This window comes from Acinetobacter sp. NPDC052428 (assembly GCF_044547685.1).
GTDB lineage: Bacteria > Pseudomonadota > Gammaproteobacteria > Pseudomonadales > Moraxellaceae > Acinetobacter > Acinetobacter lwoffii_G.
On the sequence record NZ_JBIUAT010000003.1, the window covers coordinates 161,163 to 184,347 of the forward strand.

At 44.6% G+C, this 23,185-nt stretch carries 20 protein-coding genes and 2 pseudogenes; 8 read left to right on the forward strand and 14 right to left on the reverse strand.

All coding sequences use genetic code 11. The features are described 5' to 3' along the window. Positions 1-107 precede the first annotated feature (107 nt). Positions 108-2,281 (forward strand): annotated as a pseudogene (gene ovoA, locus ACIG3F_RS03880) (5-histidylcysteine sulfoxide synthase). Positions 2,282-2,330: 49 nt separating this feature from the next. On the opposite strand, the gene ACIG3F_RS03885 reads toward ovoA, so the two are convergent. Both ACIG3F_RS03885 and ACIG3F_RS03890 read right to left on the reverse strand, forming a co-directional pair. Beyond that, a complete protein-coding gene (locus ACIG3F_RS03885; protein ID WP_004278500.1) occupies positions 2,331-2,579 on the reverse strand; it encodes a DUF2789 family protein in 249 nt (82 codons plus the stop codon). A gap of 160 nt (positions 2,580-2,739) precedes the next feature. Then, entirely contained in the window at positions 2,740-3,390 is a 651-nt protein-coding gene (locus tag ACIG3F_RS03890) for an HAD family hydrolase (protein WP_396469414.1), read from the reverse strand. A 182-nt stretch (positions 3,391-3,572) separates the two neighbouring features. Between ACIG3F_RS03890 and ACIG3F_RS03895 the strand changes: the two genes are divergently transcribed. From ACIG3F_RS03895 to ACIG3F_RS03905, 3 genes are all read left to right on the forward strand, one after another. Next, positions 3,573-4,055, forward strand: coding sequence for an RNA pyrophosphohydrolase (locus ACIG3F_RS03895; RefSeq protein ID WP_004278502.1), 483 nt, complete (start codon positions 3,573-3,575; stop codon positions 4,053-4,055). Positions 4,056-4,144: 89 nt separating this feature from the next. Beyond that, positions 4,145-6,442, forward strand: a complete 2,298-nt coding sequence (gene ptsP / locus ACIG3F_RS03900) for a phosphoenolpyruvate--protein phosphotransferase (protein ID WP_396469415.1) — start codon at positions 4,145-4,147, stop codon at positions 6,440-6,442. Positions 6,443-6,484: 42 nt separating this feature from the next. Then, a complete protein-coding gene (locus ACIG3F_RS03905) occupies positions 6,485-6,985 on the forward strand; it encodes a hypothetical protein (RefSeq protein WP_396469416.1) in 501 nt (166 codons plus the stop codon). Here the strand turns inward: ACIG3F_RS03905 and ACIG3F_RS03910 are convergent. Further along, the gene (locus ACIG3F_RS03910; RefSeq protein WP_004278505.1) at positions 6,982-7,161 is read right to left on the reverse strand and encodes a hypothetical protein; all 180 of its coding nucleotides are present in this window, start codon (positions 7,159-7,161) and stop codon (positions 6,982-6,984) included. The two genes, ACIG3F_RS03905 and ACIG3F_RS03910, sit on opposite strands and share 4 nt — an antisense overlap. A 619-nt stretch (positions 7,162-7,780) precedes the next feature. On the opposite strand from ACIG3F_RS03910, the gene ACIG3F_RS03915 reads away from it, so the two are divergent. The 3 genes from ACIG3F_RS03915 to ACIG3F_RS03925 all read left to right on the forward strand — a co-directional run bounded on the left by ACIG3F_RS03915 (position 7,781) and on the right by ACIG3F_RS03925 (position 10,240). After that, the gene (locus tag ACIG3F_RS03915; protein ID WP_253137598.1) at positions 7,781-9,301 is read left to right on the forward strand and encodes a catalase; all 1,521 of its coding nucleotides are present in this window, start codon (positions 7,781-7,783) and stop codon (positions 9,299-9,301) included. Positions 9,302-9,396: 95 nt separating this feature from the next. Then, entirely contained in the window at positions 9,397-9,840 is a 444-nt protein-coding gene (locus ACIG3F_RS03920) for a thiol-disulfide oxidoreductase DCC family protein (RefSeq protein ID WP_253147735.1), read from the forward strand. Next, positions 9,830-10,240, forward strand: coding sequence for a DoxX-like family protein (locus ACIG3F_RS03925; protein WP_071850443.1), 411 nt, complete (start codon positions 9,830-9,832; stop codon positions 10,238-10,240). Before ACIG3F_RS03920 ends, ACIG3F_RS03925 begins: the two co-directional genes overlap by 11 nt. Here ACIG3F_RS03925 and ACIG3F_RS03930 read toward each other — a convergent pair. The 9 genes and pseudogenes from ACIG3F_RS03930 to hcaE form a co-directional block, all read right to left on the reverse strand. Further along, positions 10,230-11,285, reverse strand: a complete 1,056-nt coding sequence (locus ACIG3F_RS03930) for an MBL fold metallo-hydrolase (RefSeq protein WP_004278509.1) — start codon at positions 11,283-11,285, stop codon at positions 10,230-10,232. The two genes, ACIG3F_RS03925 and ACIG3F_RS03930, sit on opposite strands and share 11 nt — an antisense overlap. A gap of 406 nt (positions 11,286-11,691) precedes the next feature. Beyond that, positions 11,692-12,627: a cation diffusion facilitator family transporter gene (locus ACIG3F_RS03935; protein WP_253147736.1), complete on the reverse strand. Its 936-nt coding sequence runs from the start codon at positions 12,625-12,627 to the stop codon at positions 11,692-11,694. A 181-nt stretch (positions 12,628-12,808) separates the two neighbouring features. Beyond that, positions 12,809-13,714: a DMT family transporter gene (locus ACIG3F_RS03940; protein WP_004647369.1), complete on the reverse strand. Its 906-nt coding sequence runs from the start codon at positions 13,712-13,714 to the stop codon at positions 12,809-12,811. A gap of 168 nt (positions 13,715-13,882) precedes the next feature. Beyond that, positions 13,883-15,109: a 3-phenylpropionate/cinnamic acid dioxygenase ferredoxin--NAD(+) reductase subunit gene (gene hcaD / locus ACIG3F_RS03945; protein WP_396469417.1), complete on the reverse strand. Its 1,227-nt coding sequence runs from the start codon at positions 15,107-15,109 to the stop codon at positions 13,883-13,885. Positions 15,110-15,113: 4 nt separating this feature from the next. Continuing rightward, entirely contained in the window at positions 15,114-16,079 is a 966-nt protein-coding gene (locus ACIG3F_RS03950; protein WP_148334731.1) for a 3-carboxyethylcatechol 2,3-dioxygenase, read from the reverse strand. A gap of 73 nt (positions 16,080-16,152) precedes the next feature. Then, complete coding sequence (gene hcaB, locus ACIG3F_RS03955; protein ID WP_004278515.1) at positions 16,153-16,968, reverse strand: 3-phenylpropionate-dihydrodiol/cinnamic acid-dihydrodiol dehydrogenase; 816 nt, start codon at positions 16,966-16,968, stop codon at positions 16,153-16,155. 2 nt (positions 16,969-16,970) lie between these two features. Next, entirely contained in the window at positions 16,971-17,297 is a 327-nt protein-coding gene (gene hcaC / locus ACIG3F_RS03960) for a 3-phenylpropionate/cinnamic acid dioxygenase ferredoxin subunit (RefSeq protein ID WP_004278517.1), read from the reverse strand. After that, a pseudogene (gene hcaF, locus ACIG3F_RS03965) lies at positions 17,297-17,815 on the reverse strand (3-phenylpropionate/cinnamic acid dioxygenase subunit beta). The gene hcaC and the pseudogene hcaF overlap by 1 nt, the downstream one beginning before the upstream one ends. Next, positions 17,812-19,179, reverse strand: a complete 1,368-nt coding sequence (gene hcaE / locus ACIG3F_RS03970; RefSeq protein ID WP_004278520.1) for a 3-phenylpropionate/cinnamic acid dioxygenase subunit alpha — start codon at positions 19,177-19,179, stop codon at positions 17,812-17,814. The pseudogene hcaF and the gene hcaE overlap by 4 nt, the downstream one beginning before the upstream one ends. A gap of 281 nt (positions 19,180-19,460) precedes the next feature. Here hcaE and hcaR point away from each other — a divergent pair, with 281 nt between their 5' ends. Beyond that, positions 19,461-20,369: a DNA-binding transcriptional regulator HcaR gene (hcaR, locus tag ACIG3F_RS03975; RefSeq protein ID WP_004278522.1), complete on the forward strand. Its 909-nt coding sequence runs from the start codon at positions 19,461-19,463 to the stop codon at positions 20,367-20,369. 381 nt (positions 20,370-20,750) lie between these two features. Here hcaR and ACIG3F_RS03980 read toward each other — a convergent pair whose 3' ends face one another. Both ACIG3F_RS03980 and ACIG3F_RS03985 read right to left on the reverse strand, forming a co-directional pair. Further along, entirely contained in the window at positions 20,751-21,611 is an 861-nt protein-coding gene (locus ACIG3F_RS03980) for an alpha/beta fold hydrolase (RefSeq protein WP_213686461.1), read from the reverse strand. A gap of 286 nt (positions 21,612-21,897) precedes the next feature. Next, positions 21,898-23,157: an OprD family outer membrane porin gene (locus tag ACIG3F_RS03985; RefSeq protein WP_216986519.1), complete on the reverse strand. Its 1,260-nt coding sequence runs from the start codon at positions 23,155-23,157 to the stop codon at positions 21,898-21,900. Between the last annotated feature and the right edge of the window lie 28 nt (positions 23,158-23,185).

Sequence of the window (23,185 nt, forward strand, 5' to 3'; positions counted from 1 at the left end):
TTACCTAAATACACCCCATCTGGCGATATCTTTCGAGTATTTTTAAGACAATTCCATTCTTTTGCAGTGCAGAGGAATGCTTAAAACTATTCGATGGAGCCTGACGGATGCAGCTCGATTCTCCCCTAAAATCCCACTCTCAAGATAAAACCAATACAAGCAGCCTATGGCTTTCGGCCAAACCGATGCTGCTGCCCACGCCGGCACTTGATTTTGCCGACGAACAGACTGCCCGGCACTGCCTGCGCGAATATTTCCTGAATACCTTTGACACTTATGAGCAGCTGTTTGAATGCCTCAAGCATGAAGATGCTTTTTTCATCAAACCAATTACTTTACGTCATCCGCTAATTTTTTATTTTGCGCATACCGCCACTTTTTTTGTCAATAAACTACTGCTCAGCAAGCTAATTAGCGAACGCGTAAATCCGCATTTTGAAAGTATCTTCGCGATCGGTGTAGACGAGATGAGCTGGGACGATCTGGATGAAGTGCACTATGACTGGCCTACCGTGCAGGAAGTCCGTGATTATCGGCATCAAGTGCGTGCCCTGATCCTGAACATCCTTGAACATGCTCCGCTGACTCTGCCCTTAAACTGGCAAAACCCCTGGTGGACCATCATCATGGGCATTGAGCATGAACGGATTCATCTGGAAACTTCTTCCGTGCTGATCCGCCAGCATGCTCTGGAACATGTACGCCAGCATCCGCAGTGGCGCGCCAATATCATTACTGGCATGGCTCCGGATAATAGTTTGCTGGATGTGCCTGAAGGTAAGGTGCATCTACAGAAAGATTTTAACCATCCATTTTATGGCTGGGACAACGAATACGGCCTGCATCAAGCCGAGGTTGCAGCTTTTGCAGCCTCCAAATATCTGGTATCGAATCAGGAATTTCTGGCCTTTGTCGAAGCTGATGGCTATCAGACCGAACACTACTGGAGTGAAGAAGGTCTAGGCTGGCTGCAATTTTCACAAGCTGCTCATCCCTGTTTCTGGCGCAAAACTGTATTGGGTTGGTCACTGCGACTGATGCTGGAAGAAGTGCCGATGCCTTGGGATTGGCCGGTAGAAGTGAATTATCATGAAGCCAAGGCCTTTTGTCAGTGGAAATCGCAACAGCTTGGAAAAACCATTCGCTTGCCGACTGAAGATGAATGGTATCGCCTGTATGCCGTTTCAGACCTGGATCCAGATTTACAAAGTCCTGAACAGGCCAATATCGAGTTGAAATACGGCACCAGCTCCTGTCCGGTGGATCATTTCAAGCAGGGTGATTTTTACGATATTCAAGGCAATGTCTGGCAGTGGACTGAAACCCCGATCTATCCATTTCAGGGTTTTCAGGTGCATCCGCTTTATGATGATTTCAGTACACCAACCTTTGATGGTCGCCATAACCTGATGAAAGGTGGCTCCTGGATTTCGGCGGGCAATGAAGCTTTATATAGTTCCCGCTATGCCTTCAGACGGCATTTCTTCCAGCACGCTGGTTTTCGCTACGTCGCTTCTGATCAAGCATTGCAACATTTCCCTTCGAACTATGAAAGCGACCAGCTGGTCTCCCAATATCTGGAATTCCAGTACGGCCCCGAATATTTTGGTATCGCTAATTTTGCCAAAACACTGGTCGATCTGGCACAACCCTATTTTCAGCAAGTGCCATGTCATCGTGCCTTAGATATTGGCTGTGCTACCGGCCGCGCCAGCTTTGAACTGGCACACTATTTTGATCAGGTGACCGGTCTGGACTTCTCAGCACGTTTTATCCAGCAGGCAGTCTATTTGGCTCAAGGCAATAGGGTACGTTATCAGCTGCCGCTAGAAGGTGAATTAAGCGAAGAAAAAAGCTGTTCACTTGAAGATGTCGCTTTGGAACAGTTTGCGTCAAAAACGGAATTTTTTCAGGCCGATGCCTGCAACCTGAAAGCACATTTTAGCGACTATGATTTTATTCTGGCAGCGAACCTGATTGACCGGCTGCATCATCCGAAAGACTTTTTATTGCAGATTCATAAACGTATCAATATAGGTGGAATTTTAATGCTGAGTTCGCCCTATACCTGGCTGGAAGAACATACGGCGCGTAGCGAATGGCTGGGCGGTTTCAGCAGGATGGGGAAAAGATCACGACTTTGGCTGGTATTTCCAACATTTTAACCCAGCACTTTGAATTGGTGGACGAACCCCAAGATGTGCCTTTTGTGATTCGAGAAACGGCCAGAAAGTATCAACATACCCTGTCACAAGTCACGATCTGGAAACGGATTCGCTAAAGGTAAGGTCATAGTCTAAAAAAGCCAATCATACGATTGGCTTTATATCTTATCCTTCACTGGTTGAATTTTCATGCAAGGATTCATTGAGTTGATCTACCACAATCGCCCATTCGCCATCAGAGGCTATTTTCTCGCTTAAAAATTGACGTTGTGCCTCTGACCAATACGGCGCATCCAGTAAAGTCAGATCTTTATGCAATTGATGCTCGTGAATAAATGTTTCAATACCTTCTGCACTGGCATCCAAGCCAAGCTGTTGGAACAGATGTGTCATACGTGGTCGAACGTGAGTCATATCTCATACCTCAGAATCTACTATTGTTATCATGTCCTGTTTTTCGAGCATAGCATGTCTGATTCAGCTGGACTGTGAAAAAACATTAATATTCAAATGAGGCAAATAAAAAGCACAACCGAAGTTGTACTTAATAATCACATCAATGAGTTCGGAGTGATTAGATCGACCAGTCCTGTATTTCCCAGCCTTGTTCTTGGGCTAGAGTTTCCAAGCGATCATCCGGATTCACTGCAATCGCATGATCCGCATATTCCAGCAAGAAACGGTCATTAATCGAATCTGAATAAGCCCAAGACTCGGTTACGTCACGGCCTTCCAGCCATTGTTCCAGACGCACCAGCTTGCCTTGCTGATAGCATGCGGTATTGATGACTTTACCAGTATATTTCCCATCAATGACTTCAGCATTGGTGGCAATAATTTCAGTAATTCCGAATTCACGAAAAATGGGTGCGGTAATAAAGTCTGAAGTTGCGGTAATCCCCACTAAGGCATGCCCTGCTTCACGGTGGCGCTCAATGGCTTTAAAACCTTCAGGACGCATTTGTGGACGAATGACTTTTTGCATGAACAGTTGATGTAATTCAATCAAATAATCATTGTCATGTTGGGTTAGAAACTGGAACACAAATTCATTATAGGCATAAGGATCCAGCTCACCTTTTTTATAATCGTCATAGAACTTGTCATTCATGGCGCGATGCTGAACTGGATCGACCAGGCCCTCACTGACCAAAAACTCTCCCCAAGAATGATCCGAATCCGTGTTTAACAAGGTGTGATCGAGATCAAATAGCGCCAATTTCATGAAAATACTCGTTAAAACTGAAATTTAAGAAAAAAATTGTAAATCTATCTCCGCTAGTCGATAGAAATTCGTTAAGATCATAGCAATTTTAACATTTTTAAACTTTGCTTTTTTCGAGTTGGATAACGAAATAATGCTCCCCGATGGCAAAGGCATAAATTAAACAATTTTTAGGTAGCCAAATGATCGACTCTGAAGGTTTCCGACCGAATGTCGGGATCATTTTGGCAAACGATGCTGGACAGGTTTTATGGGCAAAACGCATTGGTCATAATGCATGGCAATTTCCACAAGGCGGGATCCAATATGGAGAAACCCCTGAGCAGGCACTCTATCGTGAGCTGAGAGAAGAAGTTGGCTTATTGCCCGAACACGTCCAGATAGTCGCGCAAACCAAAGGCTGGTTGCGCTATCGTTTGCCGCATCGATACATTCGTACGGACTCTGATCCGGTCTGTATCGGTCAAAAACAAAAGTGGTTTTTACTCAAACTCACGGCCCCCGTTCAGCATATTCAGTTGAATCTGTCTGATCCGCCCGAATTTGATCAATGGCAATGGGTCAGTTACTGGTACCCACTCGGTCAAGTCGTGAATTTCAAACGTGATGTTTACCGCAAAGCCCTGGTGGAGTTGTGTCAGCAACTGCCCCAGCAAAAACCTTAAAAAATCGCATAAATAATGCAGATTTTTTACGCGGCTATTGTTATAAATAAACTTAATCACTGAAATTCTGAATAGACGGAGCAGACCTTATGTCGAATATGCAACTGGACACCTTGAGACGTATTGTTCAGGAGATCAATGCGTCCACCAGTTTGCATGAATCACTCGACATTATGGTCAAACATGTGGCCGAGGCCATGCAGGTTGATGTCTGCTCGATCTATCTCCTCGATGAACGCAATCAGCGTTATCTGCTCATGGCGTCTAAAGGCCTGAATGCAGAATCTGTCGGCCATGTGTCTTTGCAAACCGGCGAAGGTCTGGTGGGCCTGGTTGGGCAGCGTGAGGAAATTGTCAATCTGGACAATGCCCCTAAACACGAGCGCTTCCTGTTTTTACCTGAAACCGGTGAGGAAATTTATAACTCCTTCCTTGGTGTGCCGGTGATGTACCGTCGTAAGGTCATGGGTGTGCTGGTGGTTCAAAATAAAGAATCACAGGACTTTTCTGAAGCTGCTGAATCCTTTCTGGTCACACTCTGTGCGCAGCTTTCTGGCGTCATCGCCCATGCCCATGCCGTTGGCAATATCGATGTATTCCGTAAACCGAGCAACCTGCCCGCTTATAAAACCTTTCAGGGAGTTTCTGGCTCCGGTGGTATTGCCTTAGGTCGTGCAGTGATTCTTTATCCGCCAGCAGATCTTGCCGCAGTCCCTGACCGTGAAGCGGATGACATTAGCGAAGAACTGGAGCTATTAGATAACGCCCTGAATTCAGTCCGCGAAGAAATCCAGTCGCTAGATGACAAAATGCAGGATGCGTTGATGGCCGAGGAACGCGCACTGTTTAGCGTGTTCTTGCGTATGCTGGATGAAAATGCCCTGCCTTCAGAAATCAAGGCCTTTATTCGTGAAGGTCACTGGGCACAAGGCGCCGTGCGAATTGTCATTGACAATCATGTGGCACAATTTTCCCAGATGGAAGATGATTATTTACGTGAGCGAGTGGCGGACTTAAAAGATCTGGGTCGCCGCATTCTGGCACGTTTACAGGAAGCCGATGCCAGTCACCGTGAATTGACCGATGAAAGTATTCTGATTGGTGAGGAAATATCGACGGCTGCACTGGTTGAACTGCCCGTGGATAAAATTGCCGCGATTGTCACTACCGAAGGCGCCATGAACTCGCATATGGTGATCGTGGCGCGTGCCCTTGGCATTCCCACCGTAGTCGGTGTAACCGAACTGCCAATCAATACCCTCGATGATGTGGAGATGATTGTCGATGCGCATCAGGGTCGGGTCTTTATTAATCCGCCACGTCGCCTGCGCAGTCGCTATAAAGAAATTCAAAAAGAAGAAGAACAGATTGCCAAAGATTTGCGTCAGTACGAAACCAAAGATGCAATTACCCCGGATGGCATCGCCGTAAAACTGTACGTCAACACCGGCCTGATGATTGATGTGGTGCGTGGCGTGCAGCGCGGTGCCAAAGGTGTCGGTTTATACCGTTCTGAAATTCCGTTTATGCTGCGTGACCGCTTCCCGGGCGAGGAAGAACAACGTGCGATTTATCGTCAGCAACTCAGTCATTTTGCCAATAAACCGGTGGTGATGCGAACGCTGGACATTGGTGCAGACAAAGACCTGCCGTATTTCTCGATTGAAGAAGAAAATTCGGCACTCGGCTGGCGTGGCATTCGTTTTACCCTGGATCATCCGGAAATTTTTTCTTCACAGATTCGCGCCATGCTCAAAGCCAGTATCGGACTGAATAACCTGCATATTCTGCTGCCGATGGTGACCAGTGTCAGCGAGGTCGAGGAAGCGCTCTATCTGCTGGAACGTGATCATGCGGCGATTCAGGAAGAAGAACAGGTCAAGGTAAACAAGCCTAAACTCGGTATTATGGTGGAAGTTCCCAGCGTACTATATCAGATTGATGAATTTTCCGAATTGGTGGATTTCTTCTCGGTTGGCTCCAACGATCTGACCCAATATCTGTTGGCCGTGGACCGCAATAATCCGCGGGTAGCGAATGTCTATTCACATTTACACCCTGCAGTACTGCGTGCCCTGACCCGTCTGGTACAGGACTGTCATCGCAATGAAAAACCGGTCAGTATCTGCGGTGAAATGGCAGGCGATCCGCTGTCTGCAGTTTTGCTCATGGCCATGGGCTTTAACACCCTGTCGATGAGTTCAAGTAATATTTTGCGGGTACGTAAAACCATTTGTCATGTTCCGATGAGTGATGCACAGGAATTGCTGCAACATGTGTTAAAAATGGACAATCCGCTCATGGTAAAAAGCTGGCTAGAATATTATTTCAGAACCCATGGTTTAGGGGATATGGTGAAATCTGCATCACGTATGGTGAGTGCCTAATACGGGACTTTTTCCAGTCCCTCGACAGTGGTAGAGGTGGTTATGGAATTTCTGGTCATCCTGTTCATGATTTTTGCGGTGTTCTATGTGGTCATTCTTGCACCGGCCTTGGCTGCCCGCAAAGAAGCTCATAATTCCGGTTCATCTTATATACGCCACGCCAGCAATCGAGCAATGAGCTATGCCGATCGGCCTAAAATGACTCCATTATTGGGCATTGAAATTTCGGCATCGCAACGGCGGCGTTTAGGCAGAGATGACCCCTCCGTCATTGCTGCCAGACTCTATCACCAACAAAAAGATCAATTTGCCAGTTTTCAGCAGGCCAGACCACAGCCTCATTCCCCTCACCACAAAGCACCAGTGCAAAGCAAACTCAATAAATTCTTTAATGACTTAATCGCGGATGAATCGACAACATCATCCCGGTATCCAAATCAATATTCGCAAACTCGTAACAACCGACCTGTCGCCCCGCTCTCTCCAGTTAAAACTAATCCTAAGCAGCCCCCACGTCGTCCCCAGCCACCTTACAGACCTTAAGCGGCCATTAAAAAAGGGCGATCTTCCATGGAATATCGCCCTTGTCTGTGCTTGTTGTAGCCACGTTTTGAATTTTTCTTTCGATCTACAAAAACCTGGCTTTTGTTGACTTCATGCATGTGTTTTGCCACAAAATTGTGGATCACTACCTGCTCGGCTGTTTTTTTCTTGGCCATCTTGCTCTCTATATAATTTGGAGGAAGGAGTGAGATAATTATAGAGCCGACTGACTAATTTTCAAGCATATTTGCCAATGCTTTTTCAAAAATAAAGCCCATTTAGCCAGGATTTTCTATATGCAAAAATGGGAGTTAAAGCCAGAAAACACCCTTATTTCATTCATTATTTTTATGGGTTTCTTCAGCCCAACAAAACTCGATTAAAAAAACGTTTAAAATAAATCAGTTATAAAATTTATTTTAAACAATACTATTCACTTATTATTTTTATCCTTTGATAAAAACATATTATCGACTTAGATATTGTTATTTTCGTTTAATCCCATTCATTATTCGAGTTATTCAAAATATATAGAATTTGATATTGTCACAGAGTGGAAAACCCGTTACTTTTTAAGAGTAACCATTTAATTTTCAACATTTTAAACTTTATTAAATTTAAAAATATTTTTTGAGTGAGCTCACTCAATTATACCCTGAATTCCGTTTTGTGCTGTAACACCCTTTATTTAAAGATATTGTAAATATAGCGAAACCTGATCTGATTAGCATATATCTCAATATTTTATGAATACTAGGTAAACGACATAAGATATTCAAAACTTGGAGAGGAAAGATGAGCCAAGATTTTAAAAAATGCCCTGTCACCCACCTGACCACTGAAGCTGGTGCCCCTGTGGTCGACAACCAGAACAGTATGACGGCAGGTGCGCGTGGACCTTTACTTGCCCAGGATTTATGGCTGAATGAAAAACTGGCCAACTTTGTCCGCGAAGTGATTCCAGAGCGTCGTATGCATGCCAAAGGTTCAGGTGCTTTTGGTACCTTTACCGTGACCAATGATATTACCCAATATAGCCGCGCTAAAATTTTCTCTGAAGTCGGCAAAAAAACCGAAATGTTTGCCCGTTTCTCAACAGTGGCGGGTGAACGTGGTGCGGCCGATGCGGAACGCGATATTCGCGGTTTTGCCTTAAAATTCTATACTGAAGAAGGCAACTGGGATCTGGTCGGCAATAACACCCCGGTGTTTTTCCTGCGGGATGCGCGCAAGTTCCCTGACCTGAATAAAGCAGTCAAACGCGACCCGAAAACCAACAAGCGCAGCGCCACCAATAACTGGGATTTCTGGACACTGTTGCCTGAAGCTTTGCATCAAGTGACCATTGTCATGTCCGACCGCGGGATTCCGACCGGTTACCGTCATATGCATGGTTTTGGCAGTCACACCTTCAGTTTTATCAATGCCAAAAATGAACGCTTCTGGGTAAAATTCCATATGCGTACCCAGCAAGGCATCCAGAACCTGACCGATGCTGAAGCTGCAGACTTGATCGCCAAAGACCGTGAAAGCAGCCAGACCGACCTGTTTGATGCCATCGAACGTGGTGACTATCCAAAATGGAAAATGTACGTTCAGATCATGCCGGAACTGGAAGCCGAAACAGTGCCTTATCATCCATTTGACCTGACCAAAGTCTGGCCAAAGGGCGATTATCCACTGATTGAAGTCGGTGAATTCGAACTGAACCGCAATCCGGAAAACTATTTCCAGGATGTAGAACAGGCAGCCTTTGCACCAAGTAATCTTGTACCGGGCATCAGCTACTCACCGGACCGTATGTTACAGGCACGTTTAGTGAACTATGCCGACGCAGCGCGTTACCGTGTTGGCGTGAATCATTCACAGGTTCCAGTCAATGCTGCACGTTGTCCTGTACATTCGAACCGCCGTGATGGTCAAGGCCGCATGGATGGCAACTATGGTTCATTGCCACATTACGAGCCGAACAGTTTTAGCCAGTGGCAGGAACAACCGGAATTCAGAGAGCCTCCACTGAAAATCACCGGTGATGCCGATTTCTGGGATTTCCGTGAAGATGACAATGATTACTTCAGCCAGCCACGCGCCCTGTTCAACCTGATGAATGACCAGCAGAAACAGGCTCTGTTTAATAACACGGCCGGAGCGATGGGTGATGCGCTAGATTTCATCAAATACCGTCACATCCGCAACTGTTATAGCTGTGATCCAGCCTACGGCGAAGGCGTAGCACAAGCACTCGGCATGACTGTAGCAGATGCCCAAGCAGCACGTGAAACTGATCCAGCCAAAGGTTTGCCTAGCTTTCTCTAAGCCAGTTTAGACATGTACAAAAACCACCTTCGGGTGGTTTTTTATTGCGGCATCAAGCACTATAGAAGCAAGTCAGCACAAGAAGAAATACAACAATGCATCCGAATATTAAAGACATCATTCAACAACACGACATCATTGTATTTGATGCTGTTTGCGTAATCTGCAATGGCTGGACACGGTTTCTGATTAAATACGATAAAAAGATTCAGTTTAAACTGGTTTCCGCCCAATCGCCTTTAGGTACAGCTCTGCTCGAACATTATCAGATGCCCACTGAACATTACACCACGATGCTCGTCATTCAAGATGGCACACTCTATACCGAATCGACTGCCTTGCTGAAAGTACTGCAGCATCTCGGTTTTCCTTTTAATTTAATGAGCGCAGGTTATTTGGTTCCGCGTTTTATCCGCGACTTTCTGTATCGTGTGATTGCTTTAAATCGTTACAAGCTATTTGGTAAAACCGAGTATTGCCTGATTCCATCCAGCGAAAATAAACGCCATTTTCTGGAAGAAGCTGTTCGTGAATCCTAAACCTGTATTCCTACAACCACTGCGTACTATCCAGCTGACTTTGGTCATACTATGGCTCTATCAGGGACTCATTCCAAAAATTCTGTTCCAATCACCCGCTGAAATTAGCATTTGGCAAAATATGGGTTTTGAGCTGGCACTGGCCAAAGTCTTGGTTGGACTTTCCGGAGGATGTGAAATGCTATTTGGCTTATGCTTTCTGAAATGGAACCGGTCCATACTCTTGCATGGGTTGAATATTATCGGACTTGCTGGATTACTACTGCTGATTGCATTCACAGCCCCGTTGCAACTTACTGCAGCATTCAATCCTGTGGTGATGAATACCGCCATGCTGATGCTTTCTGTAGTGGCCATTCAACTCATCCAACAGGAACAGAGTAAAATATTTAAACAATAATTCGTTTGCCTTCACGTATGCAATAAAACGGATTAATCAACTTGGAAGAATGCTTGATGATCTCATGCAACTCATGTTCCGGCGCATCCCGGTCTTCATCCGTGAGCTGAAAAGTACGGTAATGAATCGCCAGTGAACATTTGGCCTGCAAGTCATGATGGGCATGAAAGGCATCTTCCGGATTCATATGGATCGCGCGCATCAGTTCACGCGGTTCATACGCTCCTATCGGGAGTAAGGCAATTCGCGGTGCACCCAGACGTTTACGAATTTCTTTAAAATGTGAGGCGTAGCCACTATCTCCGGCAAAAAAACAATGTTCCTTGCCATGTAATAAAGAAAATCCTCCCCAAAGTGCACAGTTCTGATCGCGCATGCCGCGCCCTGAGGCATGTTGAGCCGGCGTATAGACAATCCGGATCTCTTCAAAAAAGGCACTTTCCCACCAGTCCATTTCATGCACGGTATAATGTTCTGGCAAATACCAGGCATTACCCAGACCAGTATAAATAGGCATCTCAAAAGTGTTGTGCAGCCATTCCAGACTAGCCAGATCCATATGATCATAATGGTTATGGCTGAGCAGTACGGCATCAATCTGAGGTAACTCATCCAGAGCAATGCCAGCCGGAATGACCCGCTGCGGCCCTGTGGAAGCCGATGGACTGGCATATTCAGCCCAAACCGGATCAGTCAGGAAGTTATAGGGGCCGATCTGAATTAATGTGGTGGCGTGACCAATAAACCAGACTTGCCAGTCATCCAGAGCTGCATCTGGACGCTGCTGTGGCAATGCGCGCGGACGAGAAAAAAACTCGGCACGCTCTTCGTCAAGATTGACATTCCAGGTCTTGGATTTTCGGGTAATGAGCCATTTGTATAAATCAAAGCGACCGCGCGATAGAGAAGCATGCTCAAGATTACGAAACTGTTTTCCGTCGAAATGATCTGAATGCAGATACTCAAACACTGGCTTAGACCAGAGATGTTTCCAACTGGATTCCGTGATTAACTGGAATTTTTTAGTTTTGAGAAGATCTTGCATAAACATCCACTATTTATTATTCGCTATATGCAAGACAACAACCTCTTGAAATGGTCAAGCGGTGCATCTTTTAATGAGCATACAAACTAAAAACAGGCACACTGCAACATAGTATGAAATCCGTCACAGAAAATCATGTATGTTTTTGTTATTTTTAGCAAAAAAATGGCATTTCATCGGCCTTATGGCTGGCTGAAGTCTGGGATTATCTAGAAAAATATTGCTCTTGTCCTTCTGTCTAAAAATACAAAATGATACTCAATATTTATAAGCCCATGCTGACAAAAGCATGTCTGCCCATTGATGATTTTATGATGAAATTCGCCATACCTCAGTATCATCACATCAATTGTGCGAGAAAGGCAAGTTGAGATCAAAATACCAACCTCAAGCATTTTTTAGATCTTTATACACGACCTTGAGTTCGTTCCAGCCATACGGCCTTGGTTTGCGGCTTCACAAATAAAGCAATAATTTCCGGGTGCAGCTGTTTAATCTGCGCTTCGATCCGGTTGACACAGGCTTCAATTTCATCAGAAGTTAAATCATCTTTAAATTCCAGACTCAATGATGCAATGACTTGCTGAGCGCCCATCTGCTCAGTCAATACCCCATTGGCACTGAAAACTGCCGCATCCTGTTGAGCAATGTTCAATACATCTTCACGCAGTTTTGGATCTGCCGTTTCACCCAGTAACAAACCTTTGGTTTCACGTGCCAGAAACCAGGCAGAAACCGCCAGAACAATACCAATTAAAATCGATGCGGCACCGTCTAATTCAGGAATATTCAGTTGATGCGCCAGAAAGATACCGACCAGAGCAATCACCAAGCCAAACAGGGCGGCAGTATCTTCAAATAACACGGTAAAGGTCGTTGGATCTTTACTGTGTCGAAATGCTTCAAAATATCCCAGATTTCCCTTTTGTTTACGAAAAGTTTTTAAAGCCACTGACCATGAAAATCCTTCAAAAAGAATCGCCAGACCTAGCACAATATAATTGATCAATGGATCCTGCATGACTTCAGGCTGAAGAATATGCTGTATCCCCTGATAGATGGATACAATCGCACCCAACGCAAAAACCATCAGTGCCACAATAAAGGCCCAAAAATACAGTTCACGCCCATAACCAAAAGGATGTTTGGCATTTGCAGGTTTTTCTGATTTTTTCATCCCATACAGCAGTAAAATTTCATTCAAGGTATCCACTACCGAATGAATTGCTTCACTGAACATGGCAGAGCTATTGGTTATATAGGACGCAACAAATTTAACCAGCGCAATCGCCAGATTACCAAATAGAGCTGCATAAACTACGATTTTATTGGATTCAGACATCCTGACACTGTCCTAAATAAGCTTGTGCAAGCTTGAATGATTTATGTATCAAAATCTTAATCATTTATTTTTGAAAGTTGTTTTACAAATTGTTGCTTAGTCGTGATCTCCCACGTTGTTGAATCACTTTACTCTCTACTCAAATAATAAAAGGGCTTTCGCCCTTTTGGTTTTTACAGTTTTAATGCTTGGAAAAATACTGTTCGCGCCACTCTTTCCAGAAATACATGATGATCCCGAACATCACCACAGCAATTCCCGCAAAAGCATGACTGCTGATAATTTCATGATTTAAGGTTGCTCCCAATACCAGAGCAATCACCGGCGTCATCACATTACTCAATGAGACAGTCGAAGCATTTAGACGGCGAATCAGCCAGAAATAACACAGCATTGCCACAATCGAGGACATGATCATGGTAAATACAAAACCAATCATTGCCTGTGTGCTAGGCAACTGAGTCGGCATATGTTGCCAGATAAAGGGTACCAAAATGACTGAACTCGCTGCGGAGACCAGCAATGAACCCGTCGCCTGCGACATCGGACTCAAGGGTGCACTGATCTGTTTAACCCAGAAGATCGAGCTGATGTAAGACACCATACTGATCAGCATTAACACCACACCCCAAGGATTAATTTTGCTGTCTGCCGAGTCGGCGAAAACAAAACACAAACCGGCGACGGCCACTGCCATGCCGAGCCATTGCAGCCAGATCAACTTATGGGTTTTTAAAATCACATGACCGATTAAACCGGCGATCAGCGGTGAAAAACCAAAAATCAGTGCCATCAATCCTGAGGTCAGATAATTGGCCGCCAGATAAATAAACAGCTGCGCGCCGATTAAATTCAAACTGCCTGCCAGATAACTTTTCATTGAAGTGCGGTCAAAAGGCAGCGGGTCGCGCATGATTTTCAACAGGAACAACGCAATAATCGAGGCACCAAAATAGCGAATGATCAGCACCCACATCGGGTGAATCTCGGCCACGCTCCAGACAATCGCCAGTGGCGTTGTCGCCCAGATCAGCACCAATAAAGCGTAAATACTTGCCGTGACCGGCAATGAAGATGAAGAACTCATAAGTCTCCTAAACGAGGCCAAGAAGTTCTGGATCAGCAACTTCAAAAATAGCGTATAGCGAATTCATGCTGAGATGAAGTTTTAATTTTTGATAAATTCATCAAGTTTCGTGCATAAAAAACAGACCTATGCAAAACATAGGTCTGTCCAAAGATATCTCAATACAACTTAAGCAATTTTGCGTAAGTCTTGCGCGATATCCAAATGTTTTTCAACATCAAACGCCGTATTTTTGCTGATCATTTTTTTCAAATGACGCATTTCTTTGGCTGCATTCACGGTAATCCCGCCAACGATCTGACCATCTGTCACACCATACATCACGAATGAATTGTCTGCACCTTTGGCTGCATCCATTTCACCACGGATATGCCATTCAGCTGCGGCCATATCGCCGACAAACTGGAAGTTTATATTCAGCTGATCCGTCCAGAACCAGGCCGGATTGGCTTTCGGATGTTCCACACCCATCACGTGACGCGCAAAGATGCCTGCCTGAAGGTTGGCATTTTCCCAAGTTTCAACGCGGCGGTGATTGCCACAGTCACGTAACTGAGTCGCAACATCACCCGCTGCATAAATGTCAGCATTCGAGGTTTGGCAGTGTTCATTGACTTTGATCGCAACATCAACATCCAGACCTGCATCTAGCGCAAGCTGTGCATTTGGCACGATTCCGATTCCGTAAACTACAGCATCAGCACGCAGTTCTTCACCGCCTTCCAGCGTTACCACGACTTCTTCACCATCTAAACGGCAATCTGCAATCTTGGTTTCAAGACGCACATCGACCTGGTTTTGACGATGCTGTTCCAGCAGGAATTCGCTCAGGATTTGCGGTGAACAACGACCCATGACCATCGGACCCATTTCGATCACAGTGACCTGACAGTCTTTGTAACGTGCAGATGATGCCAACTCAAGACCAATCACGCCACCACCGATCAGGATGATACGGCGACCGGCTTGAAGTACAGGCACCAGTGCCTGTGAATCTTCCAAGTTACGCAGGGTATAGACGTGTTTGCCCAAAGCATCGAAATTAGGCAAACGGCGCGCGGCACCACCTGTTGCAAGCAAGAGCTTGTCGTAAGCAACAACATCACCGTTCAGGAGTTCAACCGTTTTCGCTTCGGCATTAATTTTCGCTACGCCATTGCCGCGAATCGTTTCTACGCCTAAATCTGCCAGTTTCTGTTCCGACAGGATTTCGATCTTGGTTTCTTCAGGTTTTAGAATCACATCTTTAGACAACGGTGGACGCTCATAAGGAAGATGGCTTTCATCACCAATTAAGGTAATTTTGCCTTCATACTTGTTGCCACGAAGTTCTAAAATTGCGCTCGCACCTGCCTGGCCAGCACCCACGATCACGATGTTGTTTACGTTGCTCATTTTCTTAACCTTTTAACTCTGCAGATACGATACCGAAGCCGGCAATCCATTCGCTGATGTCTTCATAGCAATGTGTGGTCATTTCATACTCACCCATTTCGCTTAAGGCAGCGAAGGCAGCCATCCAAGAACGGACTTCCTGACCACCACGACCACCATCATGGCGGATTTCAGCTTCAGTCATCGCTTCTAATGTTGCAAAATCAGCATGCTTGAAGGTTTCTAGCAGGGCAATATCCCATTCAGCATTCAAAGGCACGGCAACTGACGTATCCCCTGCTGCCAGCTTTTGACCCACTGCAATAATCTTGGATTGACGTGCATGACGTGCTTCAGGTGTTGGATAACGGCCTGCAATCAGGAACTCTTCTACTTCTGGTGGTACTGCACCCATTTGTGGTGTAGGTGGATCATGTGACAGACCACCGGTACCTAAAACAAGCACACGCTCATTTTCAAGATTTAAAGATTTGATGTATTGACCCACAGCACGGCCCAAAGCGATGGTACGCTTGGTGGTTGGCATCGGTGCAGCAGCGCCATTAATAAAAATTGGAATCGTTGGGTAACGATCAAGTTTACCTTCACACAGGAAATGTAAGGGCTGAGTCACGCCATGGTCAGCCTGCATACGGTATGAGTAGGCAACATCTACGCCTTCATCCAGTACACGTCGAACCAGATCTAATGCCTTGTCTTCAGGTACATCAATATGGTCATTGTCCTTGCCATAATCCCAGTCACCTGCGGCTTTGGCACGAATACCCACGCAGAAACTTGGCATCAGGTCATAGAAGAAACCATTAAAATGGTCAGGACCAAAAGTGATGATCAGGGTTGGGTCGTAAGCTTTTACTTCAGCAGAGAGTTTTTCAAAAGCAGCATGAACTTTTTGCTCTTTTGATTGATCTTGAGGCGAAGCAAATTCCATTAAAGGACTGTGCGATGCACAAATAAGTTTAACGGCCATGAGAGACTCCTAGAAGGAAAGCAGCCCTGAGAGAAGAGGCTGCCGGTAAGTCCATTTGAATGAGACTAGATGTTTATTCGTCAAAGAAACCTGCACGTGGCTGACGTAGGCCACGAATACCCAAACCGCATTCTGCATTGATCAGAACACCAGTCAGAGGACGGTTATTTTGACGAGATGCCAACAGCACGTATGAGCCGGTCATATCTTCCGGTTCAGGCAAGAAATTCAGTGGCATGCCACGTGCAATTTTCTCAGGATCACGTGCATCGAGCAGGCCCACATTTTCCTGACCGAGCGATGCCGCGCCTTTGATATTCACATTCATACCTGACGGCGCAACCGCGTTCACTCGTACTTTAGGCGCAAGCTCATAAGCCAATTCTTTCATAATCCCGACACCCGCATGCTTAGATGCAGTATATACAGGGCCTCCGCCAGCGGAGTACAGTGCCGAATTAGACAAAGTAAATATGATAGAACCTTCAGAAGCGATCAATGCATCCAGTGCAGCCTTCGCACCAAGGATCAGAGATTTGGTATTAATCCCCATAATCTCGTCAAAGGCTTTCTCCAGCTGCTCACCAGAGGTATTGACGATATCGGCATAGTGATCCCAGATACCGGCATTACCAACGAAACAATCGAGTTTACCGAAACGTTCCACAGTTGCTTGAACTGCACGAACGTTATCTGCATAGCTGGCTACATCACCTTCGATCGCAAGAACTTTTCCACCGAAGTGTTCATTTAATGCATCTACTTTAGCTTTTGAACGTTGAAGAACAGCGACTTGCGCACCTTCCTCAATAAAACGTTCTACCAAAGCCCAGCCTAAGCCTGAACCACCACCAGTAATAAGTGCAACTTCGCCTTGTAGCCAACCCATGCTTACTCTCCTGCCATCTCTACAAACAATTGACCATCTTCAACAATCACTGGGAATGTTTTGATTGGATCAGTTGCAGGTAAACACAATGCTTCACCTGTTTTTAAACAGAAACGTGCTGAATGCAATGGACATTCAACAGTACCGTCATCTTCAAGGTAACCTTCAGACATTGACGCATTACCATGACTGCATTTATCGTTCATAGCGAAGAATTCACCGCCATTGTTAAATACAGCCAGCGCTTCGATACCGTTTACGCCACAATCTACTTTTAACGCTTCGCCTTCGTCTAATTCGTCAACTTGGCAAACAAAAATCTTATTCATTAGAAGAACACACTCAGATTATGTGAGCTATATGTCGCTTGATCAAGCGTGATCTTACGGTTGAAGATCTGGAAGCCGAGGCCGCCTTCAACTTTACGGATCTTGTCATGACGTTTACCGCAGTAAATGACAATGTCTTTCTCTTTTTGCGTACGATATAGCAAATAGGTTACGTACACGTCGTATTCGCCTTCAACTTCAGTTGGCTCTACGATCACGTTGCTCACCATGTGGGTGGTACGTGACGGAGGCTCTTCAGCCCAAGCCATACCGGTTTCCAGACGCGCTACACGACGCTCTAAAAGGTCTTTTGAATCGTTGAACACCCAAGTGGTAGGTGGTTCAACTGAACGACGACGGTCACGGGTTTGTGCGTTTGGTGTGGTACGTAGCGTTTAAGAAATATCTTCAGCTAACGTATCCAACCATTCGCGGAATTTCCAATCGTCTAGCAATTTTGCTTCGCGATACAGGAACTGACTAATTTGGTGATGAAGTTCTAAGCTGATTTGACTCATTTCATAAGCTCCTTCTCATATTCGTCAGCTGCTTTTTCCACGTCTTCCCATTTTTCATGGATCAATAAATCTGCCCAGCGGCGGTACATACCACGTGCTGCAGTTTCAGAGAAAATGTAGTTGGTGATACCCGGGATACCATCTTCACGTACTTTTTCGTTGCCTTTACCCATTTCCATAATGAGTTTATTTTGACGCGCTTTGTAACCACGTAAAACTTTTTGAATTTCAATCCAGTTCTCAGAGTCATCTTGCTCGAGGAAACCGGCTGGACCAAAGGCACGCGTTGCAGAACGTTCAAATGCTTCTTTCACTTCTTGAGATGCTTCAGCATCCGCAATACAGAATGCCCATACTTCGGTTTTGTTTGGACCACGTGGATGCCATACGCGAAGTGTTGCAGTACCGTTCAACCAAGACAAAGTTGGGAACATGGTGTTGTGACCTGCAAGACGCAGTGCACGAGTCTCGCCTAGGCGCTCTTTAACTTCGTCGTAAGTTTCACGGAAGTAGTTGGCAACTTCACCGTCAACCCATACGTTTGCGTCTGGTTTCTCTGTGAAGAAGAAGCCTGAACCATGACCACGTGAACCGTACTGGATCGCGTCTTTGGCAGTTTCCCAAACTGGACGAGCCGTTTGTGCAGCACCTAATTTCTTAGAAGATTCGTCGTCTGGTTTCGCGCCCAATACTTGGATCGCAGAAGCGTGAGAGAACAAGGCGTGGTATTGGTCAGATGCGAACTGTTCAGCCGCAAATTTCCAGTTACACTCGATTTCCCACTTGTGGACACCACCGATAATTTCTGTACCACCTGGACGACGGTCAACAACGCCATCTAAGTACCAAGCGATATCGCCCATGTATTCTTCAAGATCAGGTGTGGTTTCATCCCAACAAGCGAATACCAAGCCTTTGTAAGACTTCACACGATTCACTTCAACCAGACCCCATTGCTCTTTACATGCACCATGTGGGTAAGCACGATCTTCAAGCGGGATATCTTTTAAAGAACCGTCAATGCCGTATGACCAGCCGTGGTACGGGCAAGTAAATGCACGGGTATTACCACAGTCAGCGAAGCTTACACGCATAGAACGGTGACGGCACTGGTTTAAAAATGCTTTGATTGAGCCATCTTTTTGACGTGCCACAATGATTGGATCTTCGCCCATGTAGGTGTTGAAGAAATCACCAGCCTTAGGAATTTGGCTTTCATGGCAAAGGAATAACCAAGTACGACCGAAAACACGTTCGAGTTCTAATTCGTAAATGTCAGGATCTGTATAAATAGATGGCGTAATACGTCCATTTTGTGCATCGACTAAAGCATCGATTTCGCGCACATCAATTTTTCCACTCATGAAAAGCTCTCCTGTGACCTATCTTTGGCACAAAGTAATAGACTCAACTTTTCAACGATGATGGATTTGACAGCGTTTTTCGGGAAATATTTTTTTTGTTTCAATTAAGAGCTTAAAGCAATTATTAAGCACGTGAATTTTTATATTAAAACATCTATTAATTCCGCCAGAGCATTTAGTTTATGAATGGGAAAATAATCTTCACGACATAGTTGTTTATAGATTATACTTTGAGGAAATTATAGTAAGACATTTTTTGGATTACTCTTTGGGTTGATGACATGGAATTACGACACCTTCGCTACTTTATCACCGTTGCTGAAGAGCTCAATTTTAGTAAGGCAGCACTTAAACTTTATACGGCTCAACCCTCACTTAGCCAGCAAATCAAAGACCTGGAAGAAGATGTCGGGGTAAAGCTACTCAACCGAACCAAACGTAAAGTAGAGCTGACCGAAGAAGGCGCCGTATTCCTGGAACAGGCTCGTCTCACCCTGGCACAGGCGGACAAAGCCGTTGCCATGGCACGTCAGGTGTCACAGGCCAAGCAGCAAATGCTCCGCATCGGTTTTGTACCGGTGGCCGAGATGAAAATCTTCCCGTATATCTTGCCAAATCTACGTGTACAGAACTCGGATTTAAAAATTGAACTGCTCAGCCTGAACAACAATGAGCAAATGCGTTTGTTAAAAAAAGGTGATCTAGATCTGACATTTACCCGTCATAATTTCAATAGTGATGAAATTGAAAGCCAGTTCGTGATTCGTGAACCGCTGATTTTTCTCCTGCCTAAAGATCATCCCTTAGCAAAATACGAAAGAATTCCTGTTAAAGCATTGAATGGTATTGATTTTATTATTCCATCAGCAGAGCAGTCCTTGACCCTGAACCAGGCTATTCTGGACTTTGCCAAAGCCAACGGCATTGAACTCAATATCGTGCAAAAGGCCGATAATATTTTATTTAATATCAACTCGATCGGAATGGGCCTAGGCTGTACCATTTTGCCTGGCTATATTGCACCACTAACCATGGATAATACCGTGATTCGTCCGCTGGACGTGGAGTTGCCCTATTTAGACCTGTATGTCAGCTACCATAAAAACAACAAATCCTATGTCGTGAGCAAATTTCTTGAGCTTTTGACCCGTGTGTTCTATCTGGATATTAACCGTAGCGAACAAAATTAATCCTATTTCTTCCCTGCATTAGGCATATGCCATTCAACTTATGATAGGCATGTGCTTTTTTTGTTTTATTATTTTATGCTTAAGAATCCATTTTTAATTCTATTTTATAATAAAGAATCTATTTCTGGCGCTTAAATTTTTCACTTGCCCTTGACCCAAATTGTGTATTTTTAGCTCTAAATGTACTGCATTTACCACTTAAGTCTAATAAAGTTTCATTCGGATTTTTCTCAGTTTAAATAGCTCAAGCCTATAAAAATTATTAGATTTTTATATTTATTCAAATAAATGAGAATCAAACTCACTTAGGTGCGCTACCTTAAATATTTCCGATATAAAAAAGGATGACCAAAGCCATCCTTTTTTAAAACTATATCAAACTTATTTTACGCCGTGAACAGCCAGGTAGTTTTTGATCACAGTGTTGAACTCATCTGCTTTTTCAACTTGAGACCAGTGACCGCATTGGCTGAAGATATGTGCATCAGCATTTGGCACGATGTTCAGGATGTCCCAAGTACGAGAAACCGGAATCACCACGTCTTGCGTACCATGAATCAATAGTACAGGCACAGTAATGTCTTTCATTTTTTCGAAGTCTAATGGGAATTCGAAACGGTCACGGTCACGTGCGCCAACCACATCCATTAAACGATTTGATGCATAGTCATTTGCAGCAGAAGCAAAACGTACTTTTACCAGTTCATCTGTAATCAGGTCTTTGTTTACGACAAACATAGAAAGGGTTTTCTTGATTCCTTCTTCTGTAAGAACTGGGTTTGCGTGAGCTTTAAGTGCAGCTGTCTGTTTCGCACCGCCCGTACCCATAGACACGATACCCAAAATACGATCTGGATAATCCAATGCCATCTGGAATGCTAACCAGCCACCCAGAGAGTTACCGACCAACCAGGTTTTTTCGATACCCAAAGCGTCTAGCGTACGAATCGCATGATCTACCCAGGCACGGATACCATATTCAGTACCCGGCGCAACCACAGTTTGGCCATAACCAACGGTATCAATCGCGATACAACGCGCCTGCTCGCCAATTTGTGGCAGGTTTAACCACCAGTTTGCTGCAGCCGATACACCTGTACCTGAACCGTGTAAAAATAGAATAGGCGTACCTTCACCAATTTCGTGGTAATGGGTCAACTCGCCTTCAGCGGTTTCAATCCATTTGTCTTCTAAGCCAAAGAATGGATCTGTTTGATAGTCAGGGATTTGAACAGTGCTCATATTGCTTCCTCTTACAGTCTTTCGCTTGCGTGTCCCTCTATTTTCAAGAATTCGACGTCAAGTTGACTCATTAAAATGACTTGTGTACACCCTTATATTAACCGCTCAGCCGCAGCAAACTGATACAAAATTACGATTGCACCCTACAAAATAGATATAATTTAAGTATTTGTTTTATATATTAATTTAAAATAAAACACTACTCAATCTAAGCCTTTAATGAAACAATGCAACGCTTAAACCAAAAAGCAGCCAGAAGACTGACTGCTTTTAAAATATACGGGTATTAGAATTTATGCGTATAAGTGGTGGCGACACGGTATTCTTGCAGGTCTGGTTTTGCTGGATTGGCAAAATTCACATCAATATACATTCCCTGTATACCCAAACCTTTTAATTTACCTTCTGGCACAGTGTAATTAACAATTGCATTTACTTCATCTGTGTTGAAGTTTTGACCTTGATACGCCCCAGTACCTTTCTGATCATAACCTTTGAAATATACGGCTGTTGCGTTTAAGCCTTTTGCACCCATTTCAGAGAAGTCATAGCCATAAGAAACACTCCATGACTTTTCTTCTGGCGCGGTAAAGGTCGCTACCCCCCAGTTCGCCAGATAAGGCTGTGGCACCCAGCCACCCAATGTCGGGAATGCGCTATCACCAAACATTTGCTGGTAACCCACACCTACGCTATGTGCACCATGATTCACTTTTGCGGCGACAGACACAGCCTGGTTATCGATCTCACCATATAGCTTGTCACCTGACTCCGAGTTATCGAAGTAACGAATATGGCTATCTAATTTGGTTTTTTCACCAAGCGCAGTTTTGTAATTCACACCTAGATAATGCTGTTGATAAATGTCTTGAACATCGGCATACCAATAACTTGCACCCAACTCTTTTGTTAGTTGATGATCTACACCAGCAATCCACATACCATCTGATTCAGCGCCATTATCAAATTGTGGTGGATTAAATTTAGTTAAATCACGGAATTGATTATCATAACGATTGTTAATACCATCAATATACGCCAAAGTTAACTTGGTATCTTTAAGGTCTTTAGACTCTAACCAGGCACCACTATAAGTCGTCAATAACTGACGCGATGGATCGAATACCAAGACTGGAGATACCGGCAATAACTCACCGACTTTCAGTTCAGTTTGTGACACTTTGGCTTTTAAGGTCGCGCCGACTTTACCGAAATGGTCTTTTGACTCTTTGCCATCGTGCGGTAAAACCCAGTCCGGATTTTTATCACGGCCATTGAGTTTGACTGCATGTTGCACCAGTACATCAGCACCAACCTGCACACCACCACCGATATCGTGATAACCGGACTTGGCATCCAGAGTCACCCCTTGTGACCAAGAACCCCAATTACGTGATGAGTAGTCATCTTGATACTGACGGTCTAGATAAAAGTTTTTAAATTTGAGTTGAACATTGCTGTCGTCAATAAAGTCTGCATTCGTTGCAGTTGTCCCTAAAGTTGCTGTCGCAGTAAGCATTGCAATCCATAAATTGTGACGACGCATGATGAGTTCCCCATTCAGCTGATAAAAT

Bases quoted from the DNA above. Each gene is read 5' to 3' on its own strand.
- ACIG3F_RS03890 (WP_396469414.1), bottom strand. From the start codon at position 3,390: ATGAAATTGGCGCTATTTGATCTCGATCACACCTTGTTAAACACGGAT.
- ACIG3F_RS03910 (WP_004278505.1), bottom strand. From the start codon at position 7,161: ATGGCCAAGAAAAAAACAGCCGAGCAGGTAGTGATCCACAATTTTGTG.
- hcaE (WP_004278520.1), bottom strand. From the start codon at position 19,179: ATGAGTGGAAAAATTGATGTGCGCGAAATCGATGCTTTAGTCGATGCA.
- hcaC (WP_004278517.1), bottom strand. From the start codon at position 17,297: ATGAATAAGATTTTTGTTTGCCAAGTTGACGAATTAGACGAAGGCGAA.
- hcaB (WP_004278515.1), bottom strand. From the start codon at position 16,968: ATGGGTTGGCTACAAGGCGAAGTTGCACTTATTACTGGTGGTGGTTCA.
- ACIG3F_RS03940 (WP_004647369.1), bottom strand. From the start codon at position 13,714: ATGAGTTCTTCATCTTCATTGCCGGTCACGGCAAGTATTTACGCTTTA.
- ACIG3F_RS03950 (WP_148334731.1), bottom strand. From the start codon at position 16,079: ATGGCCGTTAAACTTATTTGTGCATCGCACAGTCCTTTAATGGAATTT.
- ptsP (WP_396469415.1), top strand. From the start codon at position 4,145: ATGTCGAATATGCAACTGGACACCTTGAGACGTATTGTTCAGGAGATC.
- ACIG3F_RS03985 (WP_216986519.1), bottom strand. From the start codon at position 23,157: ATGCGTCGTCACAATTTATGGATTGCAATGCTTACTGCGACAGCAACT.
- ACIG3F_RS03895 (WP_004278502.1), top strand. From the start codon at position 3,573: ATGATCGACTCTGAAGGTTTCCGACCGAATGTCGGGATCATTTTGGCA.
- hcaR (WP_004278522.1), top strand. From the start codon at position 19,461: ATGGAATTACGACACCTTCGCTACTTTATCACCGTTGCTGAAGAGCTC.
- ACIG3F_RS03935 (WP_253147736.1), bottom strand. From the start codon at position 12,627: ATGTCTGAATCCAATAAAATCGTAGTTTATGCAGCTCTATTTGGTAAT.
- hcaD (WP_396469417.1), bottom strand. From the start codon at position 15,109: ATGAGCAACGTAAACAACATCGTGATCGTGGGTGCTGGCCAGGCAGGT.
- ACIG3F_RS03980 (WP_213686461.1), bottom strand. From the start codon at position 21,611: ATGAGCACTGTTCAAATCCCTGACTATCAAACAGATCCATTCTTTGGC.
- ACIG3F_RS03905 (WP_396469416.1), top strand. From the start codon at position 6,485: ATGGAATTTCTGGTCATCCTGTTCATGATTTTTGCGGTGTTCTATGTG.
- ACIG3F_RS03885 (WP_004278500.1), bottom strand. From the start codon at position 2,579: ATGACTCACGTTCGACCACGTATGACACATCTGTTCCAACAGCTTGGC.
- ACIG3F_RS03915 (WP_253137598.1), top strand. From the start codon at position 7,781: ATGAGCCAAGATTTTAAAAAATGCCCTGTCACCCACCTGACCACTGAA.
- ACIG3F_RS03920 (WP_253147735.1), top strand. From the start codon at position 9,397: ATGCATCCGAATATTAAAGACATCATTCAACAACACGACATCATTGTA.
- ACIG3F_RS03930 (WP_004278509.1), bottom strand. From the start codon at position 11,285: ATGCAAGATCTTCTCAAAACTAAAAAATTCCAGTTAATCACGGAATCC.